The sequence below is a fragment of the Dactylosporangium sp. NPDC050588 genome, from assembly GCF_040654975.1.
GTDB classification, from domain to species: domain Bacteria; phylum Actinomycetota; class Actinomycetes; order Mycobacteriales; family Micromonosporaceae; genus Dactylosporangium; species Dactylosporangium maewongense.
In genome coordinates this window covers 45,397-61,520 of sequence record NZ_JBFAJA010000086.1, presented here as the reverse complement: position 1 = coordinate 61,520, position 16,124 = coordinate 45,397, and the positions used below count along the sequence as shown (strand labels likewise).

General features: G+C 75.7%; 16 protein-coding genes. 7 read left to right on the top strand and 9 right to left on the bottom strand.

Annotated features, from left to right (window positions below; genetic code table 11):
* Window positions 1-83: 83 nt before the first annotated feature.
* Window positions 84-1,280: a MoxR family ATPase gene (locus AB0I21_RS44655; RefSeq protein WP_360570079.1), complete on the bottom strand. Its 1,197-nt coding sequence runs from the start codon at window positions 1,278-1,280 to the stop codon at window positions 84-86.
* 91 nt (window positions 1,281-1,371) lie between these two features.
* Complete coding sequence (locus AB0I21_RS44650) at window positions 1,372-2,697, bottom strand: hypothetical protein (RefSeq protein ID WP_360570077.1); 1,326 nt, start codon at window positions 2,695-2,697, stop codon at window positions 1,372-1,374.
* 193 nt (window positions 2,698-2,890) lie between these two features.
* Between AB0I21_RS44650 and AB0I21_RS44645 the strand changes: the two genes are divergently transcribed.
* Together AB0I21_RS44645 and AB0I21_RS44640 are read left to right on the top strand one after the other, a co-directional pair.
* Window positions 2,891-3,775, top strand: a complete 885-nt coding sequence (locus AB0I21_RS44645) for a GNAT family N-acetyltransferase (protein ID WP_360570075.1) — start codon at window positions 2,891-2,893, stop codon at window positions 3,773-3,775.
* A gap of 35 nt (window positions 3,776-3,810) precedes the next feature.
* Window positions 3,811-4,464, top strand: coding sequence for an HAD-IA family hydrolase (locus tag AB0I21_RS44640; protein WP_360570073.1), 654 nt, complete (start codon window positions 3,811-3,813; stop codon window positions 4,462-4,464).
* An 88-nt stretch (window positions 4,465-4,552) separates the two neighbouring features.
* On the opposite strand, the gene AB0I21_RS44635 is transcribed toward AB0I21_RS44640, so the two are convergent.
* Window positions 4,553-5,716: an MFS transporter gene (locus AB0I21_RS44635; protein WP_360570071.1), complete on the bottom strand. Its 1,164-nt coding sequence runs from the start codon at window positions 5,714-5,716 to the stop codon at window positions 4,553-4,555.
* Between the two features lie 184 nt (window positions 5,717-5,900).
* Here AB0I21_RS44635 and AB0I21_RS44630 point away from each other — a divergent pair, with 184 nt between their 5' ends.
* Together AB0I21_RS44630 and AB0I21_RS44625 are read left to right on the top strand one after the other, a co-directional pair.
* Window positions 5,901-6,062, top strand: a complete 162-nt coding sequence (locus AB0I21_RS44630; protein WP_360570069.1) for a hypothetical protein — start codon at window positions 5,901-5,903, stop codon at window positions 6,060-6,062.
* A gap of 28 nt (window positions 6,063-6,090) precedes the next feature.
* The gene (locus AB0I21_RS44625) at window positions 6,091-7,185 is read left to right on the top strand and encodes a tetratricopeptide repeat protein (protein WP_360570067.1); all 1,095 of its coding nucleotides are present in this window, start codon (window positions 6,091-6,093) and stop codon (window positions 7,183-7,185) included.
* Window positions 7,186-7,203: 18 nt separating this feature from the next.
* Here the strand turns inward: AB0I21_RS44625 and AB0I21_RS44620 are convergent, their stop codons facing one another.
* The 4 genes from AB0I21_RS44620 to AB0I21_RS44605 all read right to left on the bottom strand — a co-directional run bounded on the left by AB0I21_RS44620 (window position 7,204) and on the right by AB0I21_RS44605 (window position 12,228).
* The gene (locus AB0I21_RS44620) at window positions 7,204-8,004 is read right to left on the bottom strand and encodes a hypothetical protein (RefSeq protein ID WP_360570065.1); all 801 of its coding nucleotides are present in this window, start codon (window positions 8,002-8,004) and stop codon (window positions 7,204-7,206) included.
* Window positions 8,004-8,531, bottom strand: coding sequence for a SigE family RNA polymerase sigma factor (locus AB0I21_RS44615; protein ID WP_360570063.1), 528 nt, complete (start codon window positions 8,529-8,531; stop codon window positions 8,004-8,006). The genes AB0I21_RS44620 and AB0I21_RS44615 overlap by 1 nt, the downstream gene beginning before the upstream one ends.
* 57 nt (window positions 8,532-8,588) lie before the next feature.
* Entirely contained in the window at window positions 8,589-11,600 is a 3,012-nt protein-coding gene (eccCb, locus tag AB0I21_RS44610; protein ID WP_360570061.1) for a type VII secretion protein EccCb, read from the bottom strand.
* Between the two features lie 82 nt (window positions 11,601-11,682).
* A complete protein-coding gene (locus AB0I21_RS44605) occupies window positions 11,683-12,228 on the bottom strand; it encodes a class IV adenylate cyclase (protein WP_360570059.1) in 546 nt (181 codons plus the stop codon).
* Window positions 12,229-12,309: 81 nt separating this feature from the next.
* Between AB0I21_RS44605 and AB0I21_RS44600 the strand changes: the two genes are divergently transcribed.
* The 3 genes from AB0I21_RS44600 to AB0I21_RS44590 all read left to right on the top strand — a co-directional run bounded on the left by AB0I21_RS44600 (window position 12,310) and on the right by AB0I21_RS44590 (window position 14,689).
* Window positions 12,310-12,597, top strand: a complete 288-nt coding sequence (locus AB0I21_RS44600; protein ID WP_360570057.1) for a hypothetical protein — start codon at window positions 12,310-12,312, stop codon at window positions 12,595-12,597.
* 61 nt (window positions 12,598-12,658) lie between these two features.
* On the top strand, window positions 12,659-13,384 hold the full coding sequence (locus tag AB0I21_RS44595) for a hypothetical protein (RefSeq protein ID WP_360570055.1): 726 nt from the start codon (window positions 12,659-12,661) through the stop codon (window positions 13,382-13,384).
* Window positions 13,385-13,477: 93 nt separating this feature from the next.
* Window positions 13,478-14,689: a rhomboid family intramembrane serine protease gene (locus AB0I21_RS44590; RefSeq protein ID WP_360570053.1), complete on the top strand. Its 1,212-nt coding sequence runs from the start codon at window positions 13,478-13,480 to the stop codon at window positions 14,687-14,689.
* Window positions 14,690-14,738: 49 nt separating this feature from the next.
* Here AB0I21_RS44590 and AB0I21_RS44585 read toward each other — a convergent pair whose 3' ends face one another.
* A complete protein-coding gene (locus AB0I21_RS44585; RefSeq protein WP_360570051.1) occupies window positions 14,739-14,963 on the bottom strand; it encodes a hypothetical protein in 225 nt (74 codons plus the stop codon).
* A 118-nt stretch (window positions 14,964-15,081) separates the two neighbouring features.
* The gene (locus tag AB0I21_RS44580; RefSeq protein ID WP_360570049.1) at window positions 15,082-16,035 is read right to left on the bottom strand and encodes an Hsp70 family protein; all 954 of its coding nucleotides are present in this window, start codon (window positions 16,033-16,035) and stop codon (window positions 15,082-15,084) included.
* Window positions 16,036-16,124 lie beyond the last annotated feature (89 nt).

The following is a 16,124-nucleotide window of genomic DNA, read 5'->3' as shown; positions in this document are numbered from 1 at the left end:
CAGGCCACCGCCCACGGCGGACCGGTCCTCGGACGCGGCCAGGCCACCGCCCACGGCGGATGCCTCGGCGGTGTCGCGCGCCATCAGGCGGCCACCGCCCGCTGCGACAGCGACACCGCGCCGGCGAGGCGTTCGATCAGGTCGGGCACGTCCCAGTCGGCACGGCGCTGCGCGGCGAGCGTCGACGCCGGCACCACCACGAGGTCCGGGGCGCCGGTGTCGACGGCGGCGGCCAGGATCGCCCACGCCGCATCCCACCGGTCCTTCGACGGCTGCCGGCGGACCGCTTCGACGACGCCGTCGAGGGCCGCCTGCCGCAGGTCGCCGCGCTCCGGCAGGACCGCCGCGGCCGGGTCGGCGAGCAGCGTCTCCGGGTCCGGCAGGTCCATCCGGTCGAGGCTCGCCAGGAGCTCCAGGCCCGGGCCGTCGCCGACGGTGCCGCGGACCAGCATCGAGAGCACGTCGCGGGACGTGCCGGCGGCGACGGCGAACGCGGTCAGCCGCAGTGCCATGTCCCAGCTGCGCGGCGACGGCCACGGACCGCCGCGGCGCGCCTCGCTGCCGGGCAGCTGGTGCACCAGCCGGGGCCGGGCGGTGAGCAGCCCGCACACGGCCCGGCGGGCGAACGCCACCGCCTCGGTCAGCTTCCGCGGATCCAGCCGGGGCAGCGACGCGCGCGGCCAGGTGCCGCCGAGGCCGCGGACGACGACGTCGTGGTCGTGCACCCACTGCAGGTGCACGAAGCGGTTCGCGAGGGGCGCGGACAGCTCCCACCCGTCGGCGGCGGACGACCGCGGGTTGGCGGCCGCCACGATCCGCACGCCCGGCGGCAGGCGCAGGGCGCCGACGCGGCGCTCCAGCACCAGACGCAGCAACGCGGCCTGCACGGCCGGCGGCGCGGTGGACAGCTCGTCCAGGAAGAGCAGGCCGCGGCCGGCGTGCACCAGGCGCACCGCCCAGTCCGGCGGGGCCATCGGCACGCCCTGCACCGCCGGGTCGTCGCCGACGACGGGCAGGCCCGAGAAGTCCGACGGCTCGTGCACGCTGGCGATGACGGTGGTGAGCGGCAGGTCGAGCGCCTCGGCGAGCTGGGTGAGGGCGGCCGTCTTGCCGATGCCGGGCTCGCCCCACAGCAGGACCGGCAGGTCGGCGGCGACGGCGAGGGTCAGCGCCTCCAGCTGCGTGTCGGTGCGCGGCTCGGTTCCGGTGTCGTGCAGGAGCGCGAGCAGCTCGGCGGCGACGTCGAGCTGGTCGGTGAACGAGGCGGGGAACAAGGACATGAGGCATCACCTTTCGTGGAGAGGTCGTGGTCCGGCCACAAGGGGTCGGCGCAGTCAGGCGCCCGGCGCGGGATCGGAGCCGGGTGGTGGGTCAGCGACGCGCGGCGCGGCGTTCGGGTGCGGGGCGGGTGCGGGACAGGCCGGCGCGGAACAGCCCGTGCGCGACCTTGCGCCGCGCCGCGTCGTCGAGGGTTTCCCGCAGCGCGCCGTGCCGCAGCAGCGCGTCGGGGCCCAGCAGCCCTTCCACCACGGCGAGCGCGCCTTCGGTGTCGCCGTGGTCGAGCCGCGCCCGCACGTCGGGGAGGCACTCCGGCCGGCGGTGCGCCTCGTCGATCGCTTGCAGGCACGCCAGCGGGGTCCCGCCGAGCGCGGCGAGCAGTTCTTCCCGGCGCACCTCGGCGGGGTCGTGGTCGAGCGCGACGAGCGTGCCGCCCACGAGCCCGATCCGGTGCCGCTCGCCCCGGCACTCGACGACCCTCGGCGTGCTCGGGTCGTCGTCGCGGCGGGTGTACGCCGTTGGCCGGCCGGGCGCGAGCGCCGCCGCGACGAGCGGGTGCAGCCCGTCCGCACGGATGAGCCCTTCGCGCAGCAGCTCCACGTCGGGCAGGACCCACGTCGCCGCGTCGGGCAGCACGGGTCCCCCGCCGCCGCGCCCGCGGGCCCGCGCGATGCGGGGCTCGGCGCCGTCCGCGACGGTCACGACGAACCGGTGCCGGGCTCCGAGCCGCACGGTCACCGCACCGCCGGCACGCCCGTCCGCCCGCAGCAGGATCCCGGCCTCGTCGGCCCACCGGTCGGTCGCCGCACCTCCCGCCGCCGCGAACGCTGAATCCGCCCACGGGTCGGCCGAAGTCATGGCCTCGGCGGGCTCCGGAGGCGGCGCCGGACCGGTGGCGCCGCGACCGGCCCTGGCCCGCAGCTCCCCCGCCCGGCGCGCGTCCCACAGGTGCCGGTGCAGGTCGAGCCGGAACCGCGGATCGGGATGCGGGTGCGGATGCGGCACGCCGGTCCGCCGCGCCCCCTCCCACAGTGCGAGGCTGATCCGCTGCCCCGCGCCCGCCCACGCCGGCGGCGTCCGGACCACCAGGTGCACCGGGCCGTACCGGGCGAGCGTGATGGTCAGCCCCGGCCGCAGCAGGCCGTCCGGCGCGATCCGCGGCATGTGCCAGCGCAGCAGGTCGGGGGCGAGCTGGCGCAGGTCGGCCCGGATCGACGCGGCCAGCGCCGCACCACCGGTCCGAGCCACTGCCTTGAGGTCGAGATCGACGTCGACCCGCGCCGCGGCGCACGCCCCGGCCCAGTCGCCGGCGTGCCGGCGGGCGGTCGCTGACTCGATCATTGATTGCGGCACGGCGAACTCGCGCACGCGCTGCCAGAACGTTCGGCGGGTGTCCCCAGTCGCGTCAAGGATGTGCATCAGCACTCACCTTGCGCGGATGGGACCCCCAATCTACGACGTGAGGTAGTCATCGGCGCGAGCATACAACGCTCCCCGCGCCCGTGTCAGTCCTCGACCCGTGGCTCCGCCTGCGACGTCGGACCCGTTCGTCGACGAGCTTGAATCCCAATAAGCCGTTGCGTCTTCGGTGTGGTGGTGTTTGGGTCGACGCATGTCGATCACCGTGCAGCGTTCGACGCCCGACTCGTTGGGCGAGATCGTCGAGGCGGTGGCGGGCTGGCAGCACGCTGGCGGGCCGGTCCAGCTTCATCCGGGTGACCTCGGGTGGCACTGGAGGTTCGGCGCGCAGGAGTTGGCCGAGGCCGTCCGGGTGTGGACCCGTGACGGGCAGATCTTGGCCGTTGGCATGGTGGACGACGCCGCGGGCCTGATCCGGATGGGCATCGCACCGAGCGTCGACGACGACGCCGCATTCGCGGCTCAGCTGCTGACGGACCTGTCGGCACCAGGGCAGGGAGTGCTGCCCGGTGGCGCCGAGGCCGTCGAGGCCCGCTTCGGCACCGCCTTTCGAGGGCTCCTCCATCGCAGCGGTTGGGCGGCCGATGAACCGTGGACCCCGTTGTCCCGGGAGCTGACTGTTCAGGTGGAGCGTTGCGGGCTCCGGGTCGAAGTCATCGACCCGCACGACACTCGGGATCGGATCGTTCAGGATCGGGTCGCGGTGCAGCGGGCAGCGTTCGCCGGCTCGACGTTCACTCTGGAGCGCTGGCGCGCGATGGCCGCCGCCCCGCCGTACCGTCGGGCTCGGTGCCTGGTCGGTTACGACCGCGACGGCGATGCGGTGGCCACGGTGACGGTGTGGTCGGCCGGGGAAGGGCGGCCGGGTCTGCTTGAACCACTGGGCGTCCATCGGGATCACCGTGGCCGCGGATACGGCCGCGCGATCACCGTGGCCGCGGCCGCCGCGTTGCAGGAGATGGGGTCGTCCAGCGCGACAGTTTGCACCCCGAGCAGCAACGTCGGCGGCGTGGCGACGTACGTTTCGGCCGGCTTTCAGAAGCTCCCTGACGTCACCGACTTCCGCCGCACGAATTGACCGTGCCGTCCCAGCCGAAGGGTGAGGAGCGCCTGATGGTGAGCCACCACACGAACGGAGCCGCGCAAGGCGCTGCCGTGCTGTTCGACGCCGACGGCGTGCTGGTCGACTCCTACGCCGCATACCGGCGGATCTGGACTCGCTGGGCCTTGCACCGAGGCTTGGACCCGACGACCGTCTGGTCTCACACCCACGGCATGCGGGCGGTGGACACCATCGCCGTCGTCGCACCCCGCCTCGACCCCGAAGCCGAGTACCGACTCGTCCGTGACTTCGTGGCCGAGGAAGGCGACGCGTTCCCGGTCTACCCTGATGCCGCAGCGGTCCTGCAGGTGCTTCACGCTGCACGGTGGGGCGTGGTCACCTCTGGCCGTGCCCAGACCGTCCGGCAGCGGCTCCGCGCCGGCGGGCTGCCCGACCCTCCGGTGCTGGTGGACAACAGCCACGTCGCGCAGGGCAAACCCCACCCGGAGGGCTATCTCCGCGCAGCCGGACTGCTCCGGACACCAGCCGAGCGGTGCCTGGTCATCGAGGACGCTCCCGCTGGAGTCGAAGCGGCCCGGGCCGCGGCGATGACCGTGATCGGGCTGACCACCACCCATTCCGCCGATCAGTTGACCCACGCCCATCACGTCGTCAGCAGCCTCACCGCCGCGAAGCCGTTCATTCAAGATTGGCTTCGTAGTTGACGCCTGGCGGGCGAGGGCCCAGGGAGTGCCTTCAACAGGCTCGTCGCGCTGTTCTCGGCCACGGGCGGGTGACCGTCGCCGGCGGGTGTCACCGTGGCGCGGGGTCGATCCGGTGTACCAGGGCGGTGGCGACGGCGAGCAGGGCTACGGCGGCGGCGAACAGCAGCCGCAGCAGGCCGAGGGCCGTGGCCGCCGCGGCGAGCAGCGGGCCGGCCCACATGCCCGCCGTCATCGCGAAGGTCAGGGCGGCGTTGTAGCGGCCGCGGAGGGCGTCGGGGGCGAGGGCGTTGACCATCGCGGGCAGCGCGCCGGACAGCAGCAGCTCGCCGGCGCCCATGAGCACGGCGGCGAGCGGGAGCACGGCCCAGGCAGGGGTGGTGACGGTGGCGCACAGCAGCCAGCCGGCCGACCAGACCGCGGCAGCGGCGGCGACGAGTCGCGGTGGCGCCAGTCGTACACCGGCGCGCAAGGCCAACGGGAGTCCGGCGACGATCGTGAGGCAGTTGGCGACGCCCGCCCACGACATGAGGTCCGGCCGTCCACTGTGGATCGCCAGGACGGGCAGGCCCGCGGTGTAGACGCCGTATCCGGCGGCCGAGGTCAGCGCGGCGACGAGCAGCACGCGCAGCAGCCGCCGGTCGGTGAGCAGCGCGCGGTAGCCCGGGCCCGTCAGGGTGCTCGTCGTTCGTTGTCCGCCGGTGTACGACCAGCGCACGGCCACGATCGCGACCAGGCACGTGCCCGCGGCCGCCCACCACAGCCGGGTGAGGTCGGCGACGAGGACGGCCACCGCGGAGCCCGCGCCCATGCCCGCGTTGAACAGGGCGAACTGCAGCGTGAACGTCCGGCCGTGCGCCTCCTCCGGGACGAGCCCGGCGATCAGCGTCGCGTACGCGGGCAGCGTCACCGCCCACCCGAACCCGACCGCTGCGACGGCGCACCCGAGCAGCAGCGGATGGCTGCCGGTGGCGACGAGGACCAGGCCGCAGACGGTCGTGGCGAGGCCGGCGGTCATGGCGAGGCGCCCGCCGTGCCGGTCGGTGAGGACGCCGCTGAGCCAGTTGCCGGGGAAGCTGGCGAGGGCGAGCAGCGCGGTCATCGCGGTGGCCGCCGCGAGCGGGATGCCCTTGCCGGAGTGCAGCAGGATCACCAGGTACGGCTGGGTGAGCCCGATCCCGGCGGCCGACACGACGTCGCCGAACAGCAGCCGCCGCAGCGCCGCCGGCATGGTGCGCGTCTTCGTGTCCTGCATGGTTCGCTCCCGTACGGTCGCGGCCGGTGTCGGCGGCAGTGTGTGCGGGCGCGCTTGCCGTCCACTTGAGCGCGGACGCTCCGGCGGGCGGCGCGGGCGCTCCAAGTCCGCCACAAGTACGGGCCAAGCGGTGGCGGCCACGCTCACGGGGCACACGAAACCACGAATCCGAAGGAGCACTCCCATGCAGCGTTCTGTCGTCGCCACGCCCGTGGTCCGCACGCAGGTCCGGGGCGGCGGTCTCGCCACCAACCACAGCCAGGCCGTCGCCACGCCCGCCGCCCCGGCGCTTCCGGCGGGAGGCCTGACGACCAACCACAGCCAGGCCGTCGCCCGGATCGCCTGAGCCACGGCAGCGGGTGGCGGAGCCGGTCATGACACCTGATCCCGTCGACGAGGCGGTCGCCCTGCACGACCTGGCGCTGTCCGCCTGGGACGAGCACCGCTACCCGCGGAGCATCGACCTGTGCCGGCGTGCCCTCGGCATCCTCGAGGCGCACGCCGGCGCCGGCAGCCCCGACACCGCCAACGTGCTCACCCTGCTCGGCAGCGCCCTCGACGAGCTCGGCAAGCACGCGGCCGCCGAGGCCTACCACCGCCGCGCCACCGCCGTCATGGCCGCGCTGCCGTCCCGGCCGGAGGTCCTGCTGCGGCTGCGCGTCCAGGCGACCGTCGCCCTGGCCGGCAACCTGCGCCGCCAGGGCCGCTACGCCGCGGCGGAGCGGCTGCTGCGGGCCGCGTGCGACGACGCGGCGCCCCGCTTCACCGACCTGGAGCTGGTGCCGCTGCGCAACGAGCTCGGCGTGCTGTACAAGTTCGCGGGCCGCCACGACGACGCTCAGGCCCAGTACACCGCGGTCCGCACGGCGCTGGAGGCGGCCCACGGCCCGGACCATCCCGCGCTCGCCGCCGTCTGGCACAACCTCGCCGGCCTCGCCCACAGCCGCGGCGACCTGACGGCCGGCGAGGCGTACGCGCGGCGCTCCCTCGCCCTGCACCGCGCGTGCCTTCCGCCCGGCCACCCGGCCGTCGTCGCCGACGAGGCCCACCTCGCCGCGATCCTGCAGGCCCGGGGCGAGCCCGCGGAGGCGGAGCCGTTGCTGCGCCGGGCGATCGCGTACTTCACCGCCCGGCACGGCCCCGACCACCCCGACGTCCTCACCAACCGGCACAACCTCGCCGCCGTCCTCGCCGCCCGCGACCCGGCCGCCGCCGCGGCGCTGTACACGGTCGTGCTGGCCGGGAAGCGCCGCACGTACGGCGCGTCGCATCCGGAGGTCGCGCTGACGCTGACCAACCTGGCCGCGCTCGCCGCTGCCCGGGACGACCACGACACGGCCCGGACCCTGGCCGTGGAGGCGCACCGGATCCTCGCCCCGCAGGTCGCCGCCACCCACCCCGCCCTGGCGTCGGTGACGGCGTACCTCACGGTGCGCGGCGCCGACCAGCCGGTCGGGGCGGCGGCGTAGCGCCCGGCCGGGCCGGGGTCAGACCGGCCAGGTGGGGTCGGTGGCGATCGCCTGCAGCTGCTGGCCGGTCAGGGGCGGCTCGGGGCGGGTCTCGGTGTTGGTCTTCTCCCGGACGGCGTTCCAGGTGCCGACCGCGATGCGGACGCCGTCCGGCCGGAGCACGTCGGCCATGCGGAGGGTGATCCGGTCGTGTCCGGCGTCCTCCGACGGGCCGTCGGTCAGCACGAGCAGCGTGCCGTCCGGCAGCGTCGAGTCGACGCAGTGGGTGCCGGGCGGGTTCTTCCGCTTCGCGCAGGTGAACAAGTCCATCGGGTCGTCGCCGGAGACGTGGCCGGGCGGGACGGCGCGGCGGTAGTCGGGTTGCACGTTGACCTGGACCTTGCCGCGGCCGGCCCGGTCGGTGAGGATCAGCTCCGCGAAGCCCGGCTGGCTGAACGGCTCCGACGTGGCCAGGCCGGCCGGGAGCAGCCGCCGCAGGGTGGCGAGCATGGCGTCGGGCGGCACCTCGGGCCGCGGGGCGCCGGACGCGGCCGGCGGTGCCGCGGATGTGGCCGGCGGGGCCGCGGATGTGGCCGGGGCGGACGTCGCGACCGCCGGCGGCTGGGCGGTCGTGGCCGCGCCGCCCGAGCGGTCCAGCGCGAACGCGGCGGTGCCGACCGCGACGCCCAGCACGGCGACCCCGCCGACCAGCATCGTGAGCCGTTGCCGGGTCCGGGCCCGGTCGGCCCGGGCGAACACCGCGGCCGGGCCGGCGCCGGCCGGCGGCTCGTCGGCCTCCACGGCCGCCTGCAGCGCCGTGCGCAGTTCGTCGAGCGGCATCAGACCATCCCTCCATCGCTGAACATGAGCTCTCCCACGCTGCCGGCGAGCAGCTGCCGCAGCGTCGCCAGCGCCTTCGCCGACTGGCTCTTCACCGTTCCTTCGCTGACCCCGAGCACCACCGCGGTGTCCTCGACGCTGCGGTCTTCCCAGTAGCGCAGCACGACCGTCGCGCGCTGCCTGGCGGGCAGGGCCCGCAGCGCCGCCAGCACGGTGAGTGCGGTGGCGCGGTCGCCGGCCACCGCGGGCGGCTCGGCCGCGCCGGCGGGGTCCGCCCAGGTCCGCTCGCGGCGCCGCGAGCCGCGCTGGTTGTCGTCCAGGTACACCCGCAGCAGCACCTGGCGGGCGTACGCGTCGAGGTGCTCGACCCGCCCGCGCCGCGCCGCGGTCACCACCTTGGCCAGCGCGGTCTGCACGAGGTCCTCGGCGCGGTGCCACTCGCCGCACAGCAGGAACGCCGTGCGGCGCAGGTGCACGTATCGGGTTTCGACGTACTCGTGCAGGTCGGACTCGATGTCTCCGGTCACGGGTACCTCCCTTCACCACACCTGGACAGGTGCGGTGGCCGGGCGGGTTGCCCCGGTTCAGAAACCTCCGGGCTCCGGTGGGTGCCAGGCCAGCTGGACGAGCTGCCGGCCGTGCCGCCGGGTCGCGTGCCAGCCACGGCCGGGCGGCAGGGGCCGTGGCGTGATGCCGGCGAGCAGCGGCCCGTCCTCGCGGGCGCCGGACAGCACCAGCGCCTGGGCGGACAGGTCCCGCAGGCGGAGCAGGACCGGCTCGTACATCGCCCGCGCCGCGCCGCTGGTCCGGCGGGCGACGACGACGTGCAGCCCGATGCCGGCGGCGTGCGGCAGGAGGTCCACGAGGGCGGCGAGGGGGTTGGTGGCGGTGGCGACGAGGTCGTAGTCGTCGACGAGGAGGTACACCTCGGGGCCGCGCCACCGGCCGGAGTCGCGCAGCCGCTCGGTGAGCGCGGTGGCGACCTCGCGCAGCACGTGGTCGGCGGACTGGGGGCCGGTGCAGTGCCCGAGCAGGTGGGCGGGGCCGGCCGCGCCGGCAAGCCGGCGGCGGTAGTCGACGACGACGGTCCGGGCCTCCTCCGGCCGGTGCGCGCGCTCGATCGAACGGGCCAGGCCGCGCAGGAACGCGGTCTTGCCGGACCCCTCGCCGCCCAGGACGATCAGGTGCGGGTCGGCGTCGAGGTCGGCGACGACCGGTCCGAGGCCGAGCTGCTCGACGCCGATCGGGATCCGGCCGCGCCGCGGCTCGGGCAGCGATTCGGGTGGCAGCCGCTCGGGCAGCGGCTCGACGGGCGGCGCCGGCTCGGACGGCCACGCCGCGCGGATGTCCGCCACCGCGGCGGCCAGGTCGCCGTCCTCGGTCAGCCGCGGCCGGGCCACCAGCAGCTGCAGGCGGTCGGCGGTGATCCCGCGGCCGGGCACGTCGTGCGGGACCCGGGCGGCGGCCCGCCGGTCGATCTCCGACTCGGCGGGGTCGCCCAGGCGCAGCTCGATCCTGGTGGTGAAGGTGTCGCGGACGGCCGGGCGCAGCTGCGCCCAGCGCCGGACCGTGACCGCGAGACGGATGCCGTGGGCCGGCCCCCGCTGGGCGAGGTCGTGCAGCATCCACTCGAAGTCCTCGAGGTCGTCGCGGGCCGCGCCCCAGTCGTCGACGAGCAGGAACCGGCGGCACGTGGGCTCGCGGTCGAGGCGGGCGTGCAGCTCGCCGAGGATCCGTGGCACCAGGTCGCGCCGGTGGCGGTCCGCGACGGCGGCGGTGTGCGGCAGCCCGGCCAGCGAGGCCAGGGCCAGGCCGCCGCCGGAGTCCAGTGCGTACAGGTGCGCCTCGGCCGGGGTGTACGTCAGGGCCAGCCCGAGCGCGAGCGTCTGCAGCGCGGTCGACTTCCCGCTGCGCGGCCCGCCGACGATCACGATGTTGCCGCCGTCCGGCGGGACGTCGAGGACGTCGTAGCGCCGCTCGAACGGCCGGTCGAGGCGGGCGACCGCCACCCCGCCGGGCCGCCGCGGCGCCGTCAGCCCGCGGTCGGGGGTCGTCGTGAGCGGGCCGAGCAGCTCCCCGAGCGCCGGCGACGCGGTGAGGGGCGGCAGCCACAGCTGGGTCGCGGGCGGGGCGGCGGCGCGCATCCGGTCGGTGAGGACCTCCGCCACGCTCGGCGGCGCCCACGGGTCGAGGCCGCGCAGGACGCTGTCCCAGCCCCCGCCGGGCGGCAGGTAGCGGTGGAACGTGACCGGCGCGAGGAACCGGACCGGCGCGCCGGACCCGGCCCGCAGGTAGCCGACGCCGGGCGTCATGGGCAGGTCGTAGGCGTCGGGCACGCCGATCACGGCGCGGCTCTCCTGCCCGCTGAACGTGCGCATCGCGACCCGCACCGGCAGGTAGTTGTCCAGGCCGCGCAGCCGGCCCTCCTCGAGCCGCTGCGCCGCCAGCAGTTGGTGCACGCCGAGCGACCGGCCGACCCGCCCGATCTGCACGAACAGGTCGATGAGGTCGGGCCGTCCGGTGAGCAGCTCGGTGAACTCGTCGATGACGACGAACAGGCTCGGCGCCGGGACGGTCCGGTCCCGCGCCCGCCGGTCGAGCTCGCCGGCGACGGTGTCGAAGAAGCGCTCGACGAGGTCCGGTGACTCGCCGACGCCGGTGATCATCGCCGCGACGTGCGGCAGGTGCTCGAACGGGCGGAAGGTGCCGCCGCCGTGCCAGTCGACGAAGACGAAGTTGAGATCCGCCGGGGAGTGCGTGACGGCGAGGGCTAGGATGACCGAGCGCAGCAGCTCCGACTTGCCCGACCCGGGGGCGCCCACGATCATGCCGTGCCGGCCCGACGCGAAGTCGAGCTCGACCGGTGCGCCGTCGGTCCCCACGCCGATCGGCACGCGGAGCCGGTCGCCGTCCTGTCGCGCCGGCCAGGTGGCCGCGGGGTCGAAGGCGCCGGGGTCGCCGAGGCCGAACAGCTCCTCGAACCGCACCCGCCCGCTCCGGTCCTCGTCCGCGGCCGCCGGGGCGGGCACCAGCCGGGTGACGGCGTCCAGCACGGACCGCGCGGCGGCCACCACCTCGCCGGGCCCGAACTCGGCGGCGCCGGTCAGCGCCCGCGCGATGGCGCGCAGGTCGCTGCCGGGCAGCAGCGCGAGCTCCCCCAGCTCGTGGACCGCCCGCAGCGCGTCCTCCACGGGGTACCGGAGGTCGAGCGCCTCCCACGCCGCGGCGAGCCGGTCCGCCGGCGCGGGCCCGGGCTCGATCAGCGAAGCCCCCGCCAGCGCCGCCACCTGCCGGGGACGGTCGGGCCCGAACCGGGCGGCCAGTGCCGACTGCAGCGACGCCCGCAGCCGCGGGTCGATCTCGTGGCGGCCGTCGCCGGTACCGGCGAAGAGCGCGGACCGCAGCAGCCGCTCCTCACCTCCGGGCGGCAGTGCCAGAGCGGGGAACGCGTCACGGATGCGGCGCAGCAGGCCGGCGTCCACGGCGACCGGGACGGCGGCGTGGCAGGCCAGCTCCAGGGACCCGGCCGGCAGCTCGAGCCGGGCGGCGGCGAGCAGCTCGGCCCCGGCCGGCGCACCCGCCCAGGCGGCGGTCACCGTGTCACCACAGCGGGAGGCGCAGGCACAGCGTCACCGTAGCCCTCGGATCCGCCGGGCACCGCCCCGCCGGTGCGCGGGCTCAGAAGAGCAGCTCGCGGGCGTCCGGGTGGACGGCCGCCGCCAGCTCCGCGTAGTTGCGGGGCTCCGCCGGGCCGATCAGGTCCGCGACCTGGTCGCGGGCGGCCGCGATCTGGGGCGGTGGGCCCTCGAACTCCGCATACGTCCCCAGGCGGGGCAGCTCGTCGACCGCGACGACCAGCGCCGCACGGTGGAACTCGCGGCGGCGCTTCGCGAGGCGCCACACGAGGATCAGGCCCTGGTCGGCGAAGGCTGCCCGTACACCACCTGGATCCGGCGACGGGAACTCCACCTCGATGCGGTGGTTGGTGCCGTCACCGGCCTGCGTGCGGGGGCCCTTGAAGCCGGCCGTCGCGGTGGCGCCGGTGACCCGCAACCGGGCGACGAGGTCCTGCGCGCGCAGCCGGCCGTCGGGGGTGTCGTAGTACTCGTCGAGCTGCTCCTGCGGCGGCGCGGCCCGGAAGCCGAGCGCTTCGAGCCGGGTCATGAGCGCCCCGGGGTCCGGCACGGGGTGCTTGCTCTCGACCTCGTCCACCCCGCCGGCCACGCGCTCCATGGTACCGGCGGCGCCCGTTTCAGCGTCCCGCCGGCCGTTCCGCTGCCGACCGGTGTCCCTTATCCTGCGCGCATGATCGTGGTGGAAGGGCAGTCCAACGAGCGGCTCGTCCTGGACGGTGCGTGGTTCGAGAAGCAGCGCGGCGGGCGGCCCGTCACCCGCAACCCGGCGTCGACGTTCCGCGGGGCGCAGTGGAACGACATCGAGCGGCGGGTCAGCCTGTTCGGGCGCGAGAAGGAACACCTCGTCCAGGTCACGCTGGCGTTCGAGGGCAGCGGGTTCGTCGGGTTCATCACCGCCGCCGCCAACCGGCCGGCGCTCGCCTCGCTCGTCGAAGGGTTGGAGCACGCCGCCGGCTGAGCGGCTCGTGCCGGTCGCTCGGAGAGGGTTGCAGGCCGGACCGGCCGGGTAGCCCGCGCGGATGGTGGCTGGCGCACAGCCGATCCTGCGGCGGTTCACCGCGCAGGGGCAGGCACTGTTCGGGCCGGTGTACGACGCACTCCGGCTGCGCAGGTATGGCCGGTTGTGGCTGGGTCCGGCCGTCGCGGTGCTGGTGACGGCGCTGGCGATCGCCGCGCGGACCCAGCCCGGGCATCCGGTGATCAGCCGGTATGCCGTCACGCATCCCGGCGATCCGCTACCGGCCGTCCTGCTGCGGCTGCCGCTGTCGCTGTTCGCGCCGGCGGCGCTGCTGCCGTTCTGGTTCGCGGTGATGCAGGTGCTGCTCGTGTTCAGCCTGACCCAGGCGGTGCTGGGCACGGTCCGGGCCGTCCTTGTCGCGGTCGCCGGGCACAGCGCCGCCACGCTGTCCGCGGCGCTGTGGATCGACGCCAGGCCGCCGGTGGGGCTCGGCATGCAGGACGCCCACCTCGCCGATGCCGGCCCGTCGGCCGCGGTGGTGGCGGTGCTGGCGTACGCCGCGGTCCGCCTGCGCATCGGGTGGCTGGCGGCGGTGCTCCCGGCATACCACGCCACCGAGGTCGTCGTCGTGGGCGGACTGCCTTCCCGCGAGCATCTCGTCGCCACACTGACCGGTGTCCTGCTGGCGCTGATCCCCGACCGGTGGTTCGCCGGCATCCTCGCCGCGGCAGGCGACCCGCCGGGCCCGCCAGGAGCGCACCCACCACCGCGGCGGCGCCGGCGGTGACGGGCGATGCCCCGCGCGCCCGGCGCCGATGGCGGACGGACCGCAACCGGGCGCAGGGTTGACGGCCCGGCGGCCGGGTCCCGCCGCCGGGTCATGATCCACCGGAGCTGGCGGCACACGAACCAGCCCGGCCTCGTGTCGGCCCGGTACCTGCCCGGCGGCGACCTCGCCGCGGAGCTCGCCGCGAGCGTGGGGCCGGCGGCGAAGGCACGGGTGCTGCTGGCGGCGGTGGCCGGGTTACGGCTGGCGCCCCTGTACGTGGCGGCGGTGGTCGGGGTCAGCCTCGGCATCGACGCGTTCGCCGGACCGCAGGCCCGGGCGGGGATCGTCGCTGCGAACTCCACCAACGTGGCCAACCTGGAGCAACATCGACTGTGGACGCTGTTCACCAGCGCGTTCGTGCTGGGTGGCGGGATCGAGCCGGTGCAGGTCGTGGCGCTGCTGCTGCTCACCGGGGCGGCGGAGCTGGTGTGGGGGCGCCGCCGGCTGGCCGAGGTGTTCCTGCTGACCCACGTGATCGCGAGCTGCCTGGTCTACGCGGTGCTGCGGGTCGGTCTGCGACACGGCTGGCTCGACCAGGAGGTGGCCTGGGCCGCCGACGTCGGGACCAGCTACGGCGCGCACGCCGTCGCCGCCGCCCTGGCCTGCAGCCTGCCGGTGCGGCGGGCCCGGCGGGTGCTGGTGCCCGCGGTGCTGCTCCTCGTGGTGCTGCCGTTCGCCGACAGCAGGACCTTCACCAGCCTCGGGCATCTGCTGTCGACCCTGATCGGGCTGCTGGCGGGCTGGCAGCTACGGCACCGTCCGCTCGCCGGACGGCTGCGCCGGCCGGGCGCGCAGCGCACCGACCGGCCCGCGCTCTACGTCTTCGGCACGGCGCAGCAGGCTCAGGACGCGCTGGTCTCCGTGCTGCGTCTGCGGGAGCAGCAGCTGATTCGCCTCGACGACGCCGTGGTCGCCTGGTCCGACGCACCCGGCGCCGATGGCGGCCGTCCTTACCGGATGCATGAGCTGCAGACCCGCGACCTGGGGGTCCTCGACGGCGCGCTCGCCGGGGCCGCGTGGGGCATCGTGCTCGGCACGCTCGCCGGCTGGCCGACGGCGGGGCTGGCCGTCGGTGCCGTGGCGGCGGCAGCCGTGGCCGGGGTGCACGACGCCGGGCTCTCCGACGCCGTGGTGGAGCAGGCGGCCCGCGGTGTGCCGGCGGGCCGGGCGGTCCTCGTGCTGCTCACCGGCCCGGCGGACCAGCCGCGCATCGCGACCGTGCTCAGCCGCGCCGGTGGTGTACCGCGCGATCCTGCCGGGTAGGGAGCGGCCATGTGCTCGGGAATTCGGCTCGCGGTGCCGGGCCTGGTGGTCAGGCGGCCGCGCCGGCGAGGACCGGGGCCAGCGCGCGGGCGCACAGCTCGCGCGCCCACTGGATACGGCTGAGCGCGACCTCGGGACGGTCGCCGAACACCTCGGCGGCCCGCGCGTAGCACTCGTCCGGCCCGAGCTGGTCGAGCGTGCGGTGGACGGTCTCGCGGACGGTGGCGTCGTCCAGGTCGCGGGAGGCGGAGGCGTCGGAGACGAACAGTGCCATGCTCAGGACTGGATCGACCGGGCAAGTCGTCATGGGGATCACCTGTTCAAGGGGGGTGCGGAAGGTCTACATCCCACGTTCCTCGTACCGCTGTGTGACAGCCTCGGCGCCAGCGGGACTATCCGACTGCTGGTTTCCGCACCCTCGTATACCTGCTAGCAGGTATGCCCGGCCCACCCCGTTCGTCGCCCGCCCGTCGCCTGCCCGGAGGTCGCGGAAAGCGGGGCGGCGGCCCGCCCGGTGTCGGCGCGAGCACGCCTTCGAAGACGCCGCTGGGAGCCCTCGTCGACAACCGTACCAACGACGTCCGCCCGGCCCGGTGGCTCAGCGGGCAGTGGTCCTGACGTGCTGGGTCAGGGCGGCCGTGACGCGCGACGGTGCGGTCGAGCATGGGCCGGGCCAGGTCCTCGAGCTCACCTCGCGTCAGGTGTACGTCGACGTCGAGCAGCGGCACCGGCAGGCCCGTCTGGTTCGCCCGGCTCAGCTGCTCCTTGGCGATCCGGGCGTCCTCCTGCAGCTCCCGGCGCAGCCGGCGGTCGGCGGTCGTCTCCGGGGCGGCGAGCCGCTGCCAGCGCTGCGGGTCGGCGCCGCCGGCGGTGCGACCGACCCACCCCACGACGGCCGCGTCCAGGTCGACACCGCCGACGTCCTCGAACCCGTCGCTGGCCACCACGTCCCAGCTGGTCGCGGTGCGGCGCACGACGCTGACGTCGAAGGTGCCGCCGCCGAGGTCGTACACGACGACGGCCGCGCCGGGGTCGACGCGGTGCGACAGCACGGCGGTGAAGCAGGTGGCGGCCGCGACCGGCTCGGGGACGAGGACGGGCGTGCCGAGCCCGGCGGCGCGGGCGGCGTCGGCCAGCAGGGTGCGGCGGATCGGCGCCCAGCTGGCCGGGTGGGTGAGCACGACCTCGCCGGCCGGGCCGCCCAGCGTGCGCTCCGCCTCGGACCGGACCCGGTCGAGGACCGCCGCCACCGCGTCGGCGACCGGCACCTCGTGCGTGCCGAGCAGCATCCCGACGGTGTGCGAGGTGCCGAAGTCGATGCTCAGCCCGGACTGCTGTGCCGTCACGGCATCGAGGCTAATGAGCCGGGCCCCGGCGCGGCTCGTCCGATCGGCTCACGGAGATCGGCGGCGCGGACCACCGCACTGTCCTGCCG

Bases quoted from the DNA above. Each gene is read 5' to 3' on its own strand.
- AB0I21_RS44655 (WP_360570079.1), bottom strand. From the start codon at position 1,280: ATGTCCTTGTTCCCCGCCTCGTTCACCGACCAGCTCGACGTCGCCGCC.
- AB0I21_RS44650 (WP_360570077.1), bottom strand. From the start codon at position 2,697: ATGCACATCCTTGACGCGACTGGGGACACCCGCCGAACGTTCTGGCAG.
- AB0I21_RS44645 (WP_360570075.1), top strand. From the start codon at position 2,891: ATGTCGATCACCGTGCAGCGTTCGACGCCCGACTCGTTGGGCGAGATC.
- AB0I21_RS44640 (WP_360570073.1), top strand. From the start codon at position 3,811: ATGGTGAGCCACCACACGAACGGAGCCGCGCAAGGCGCTGCCGTGCTG.
- AB0I21_RS44635 (WP_360570071.1), bottom strand. From the start codon at position 5,716: ATGCAGGACACGAAGACGCGCACCATGCCGGCGGCGCTGCGGCGGCTG.
- AB0I21_RS44630 (WP_360570069.1), top strand. From the start codon at position 5,901: ATGCAGCGTTCTGTCGTCGCCACGCCCGTGGTCCGCACGCAGGTCCGG.
- AB0I21_RS44625 (WP_360570067.1), top strand. From the start codon at position 6,091: ATGACACCTGATCCCGTCGACGAGGCGGTCGCCCTGCACGACCTGGCG.
- AB0I21_RS44620 (WP_360570065.1), bottom strand. From the start codon at position 8,004: ATGCCGCTCGACGAACTGCGCACGGCGCTGCAGGCGGCCGTGGAGGCC.
- AB0I21_RS44600 (WP_360570057.1), top strand. From the start codon at position 12,310: ATGATCGTGGTGGAAGGGCAGTCCAACGAGCGGCTCGTCCTGGACGGT.
- AB0I21_RS44595 (WP_360570055.1), top strand. From the start codon at position 12,659: ATGGTGGCTGGCGCACAGCCGATCCTGCGGCGGTTCACCGCGCAGGGG.
- AB0I21_RS44590 (WP_360570053.1), top strand. From the start codon at position 13,478: ATGATCCACCGGAGCTGGCGGCACACGAACCAGCCCGGCCTCGTGTCG.
- AB0I21_RS44585 (WP_360570051.1), bottom strand. From the start codon at position 14,963: ATGGCACTGTTCGTCTCCGACGCCTCCGCCTCCCGCGACCTGGACGAC.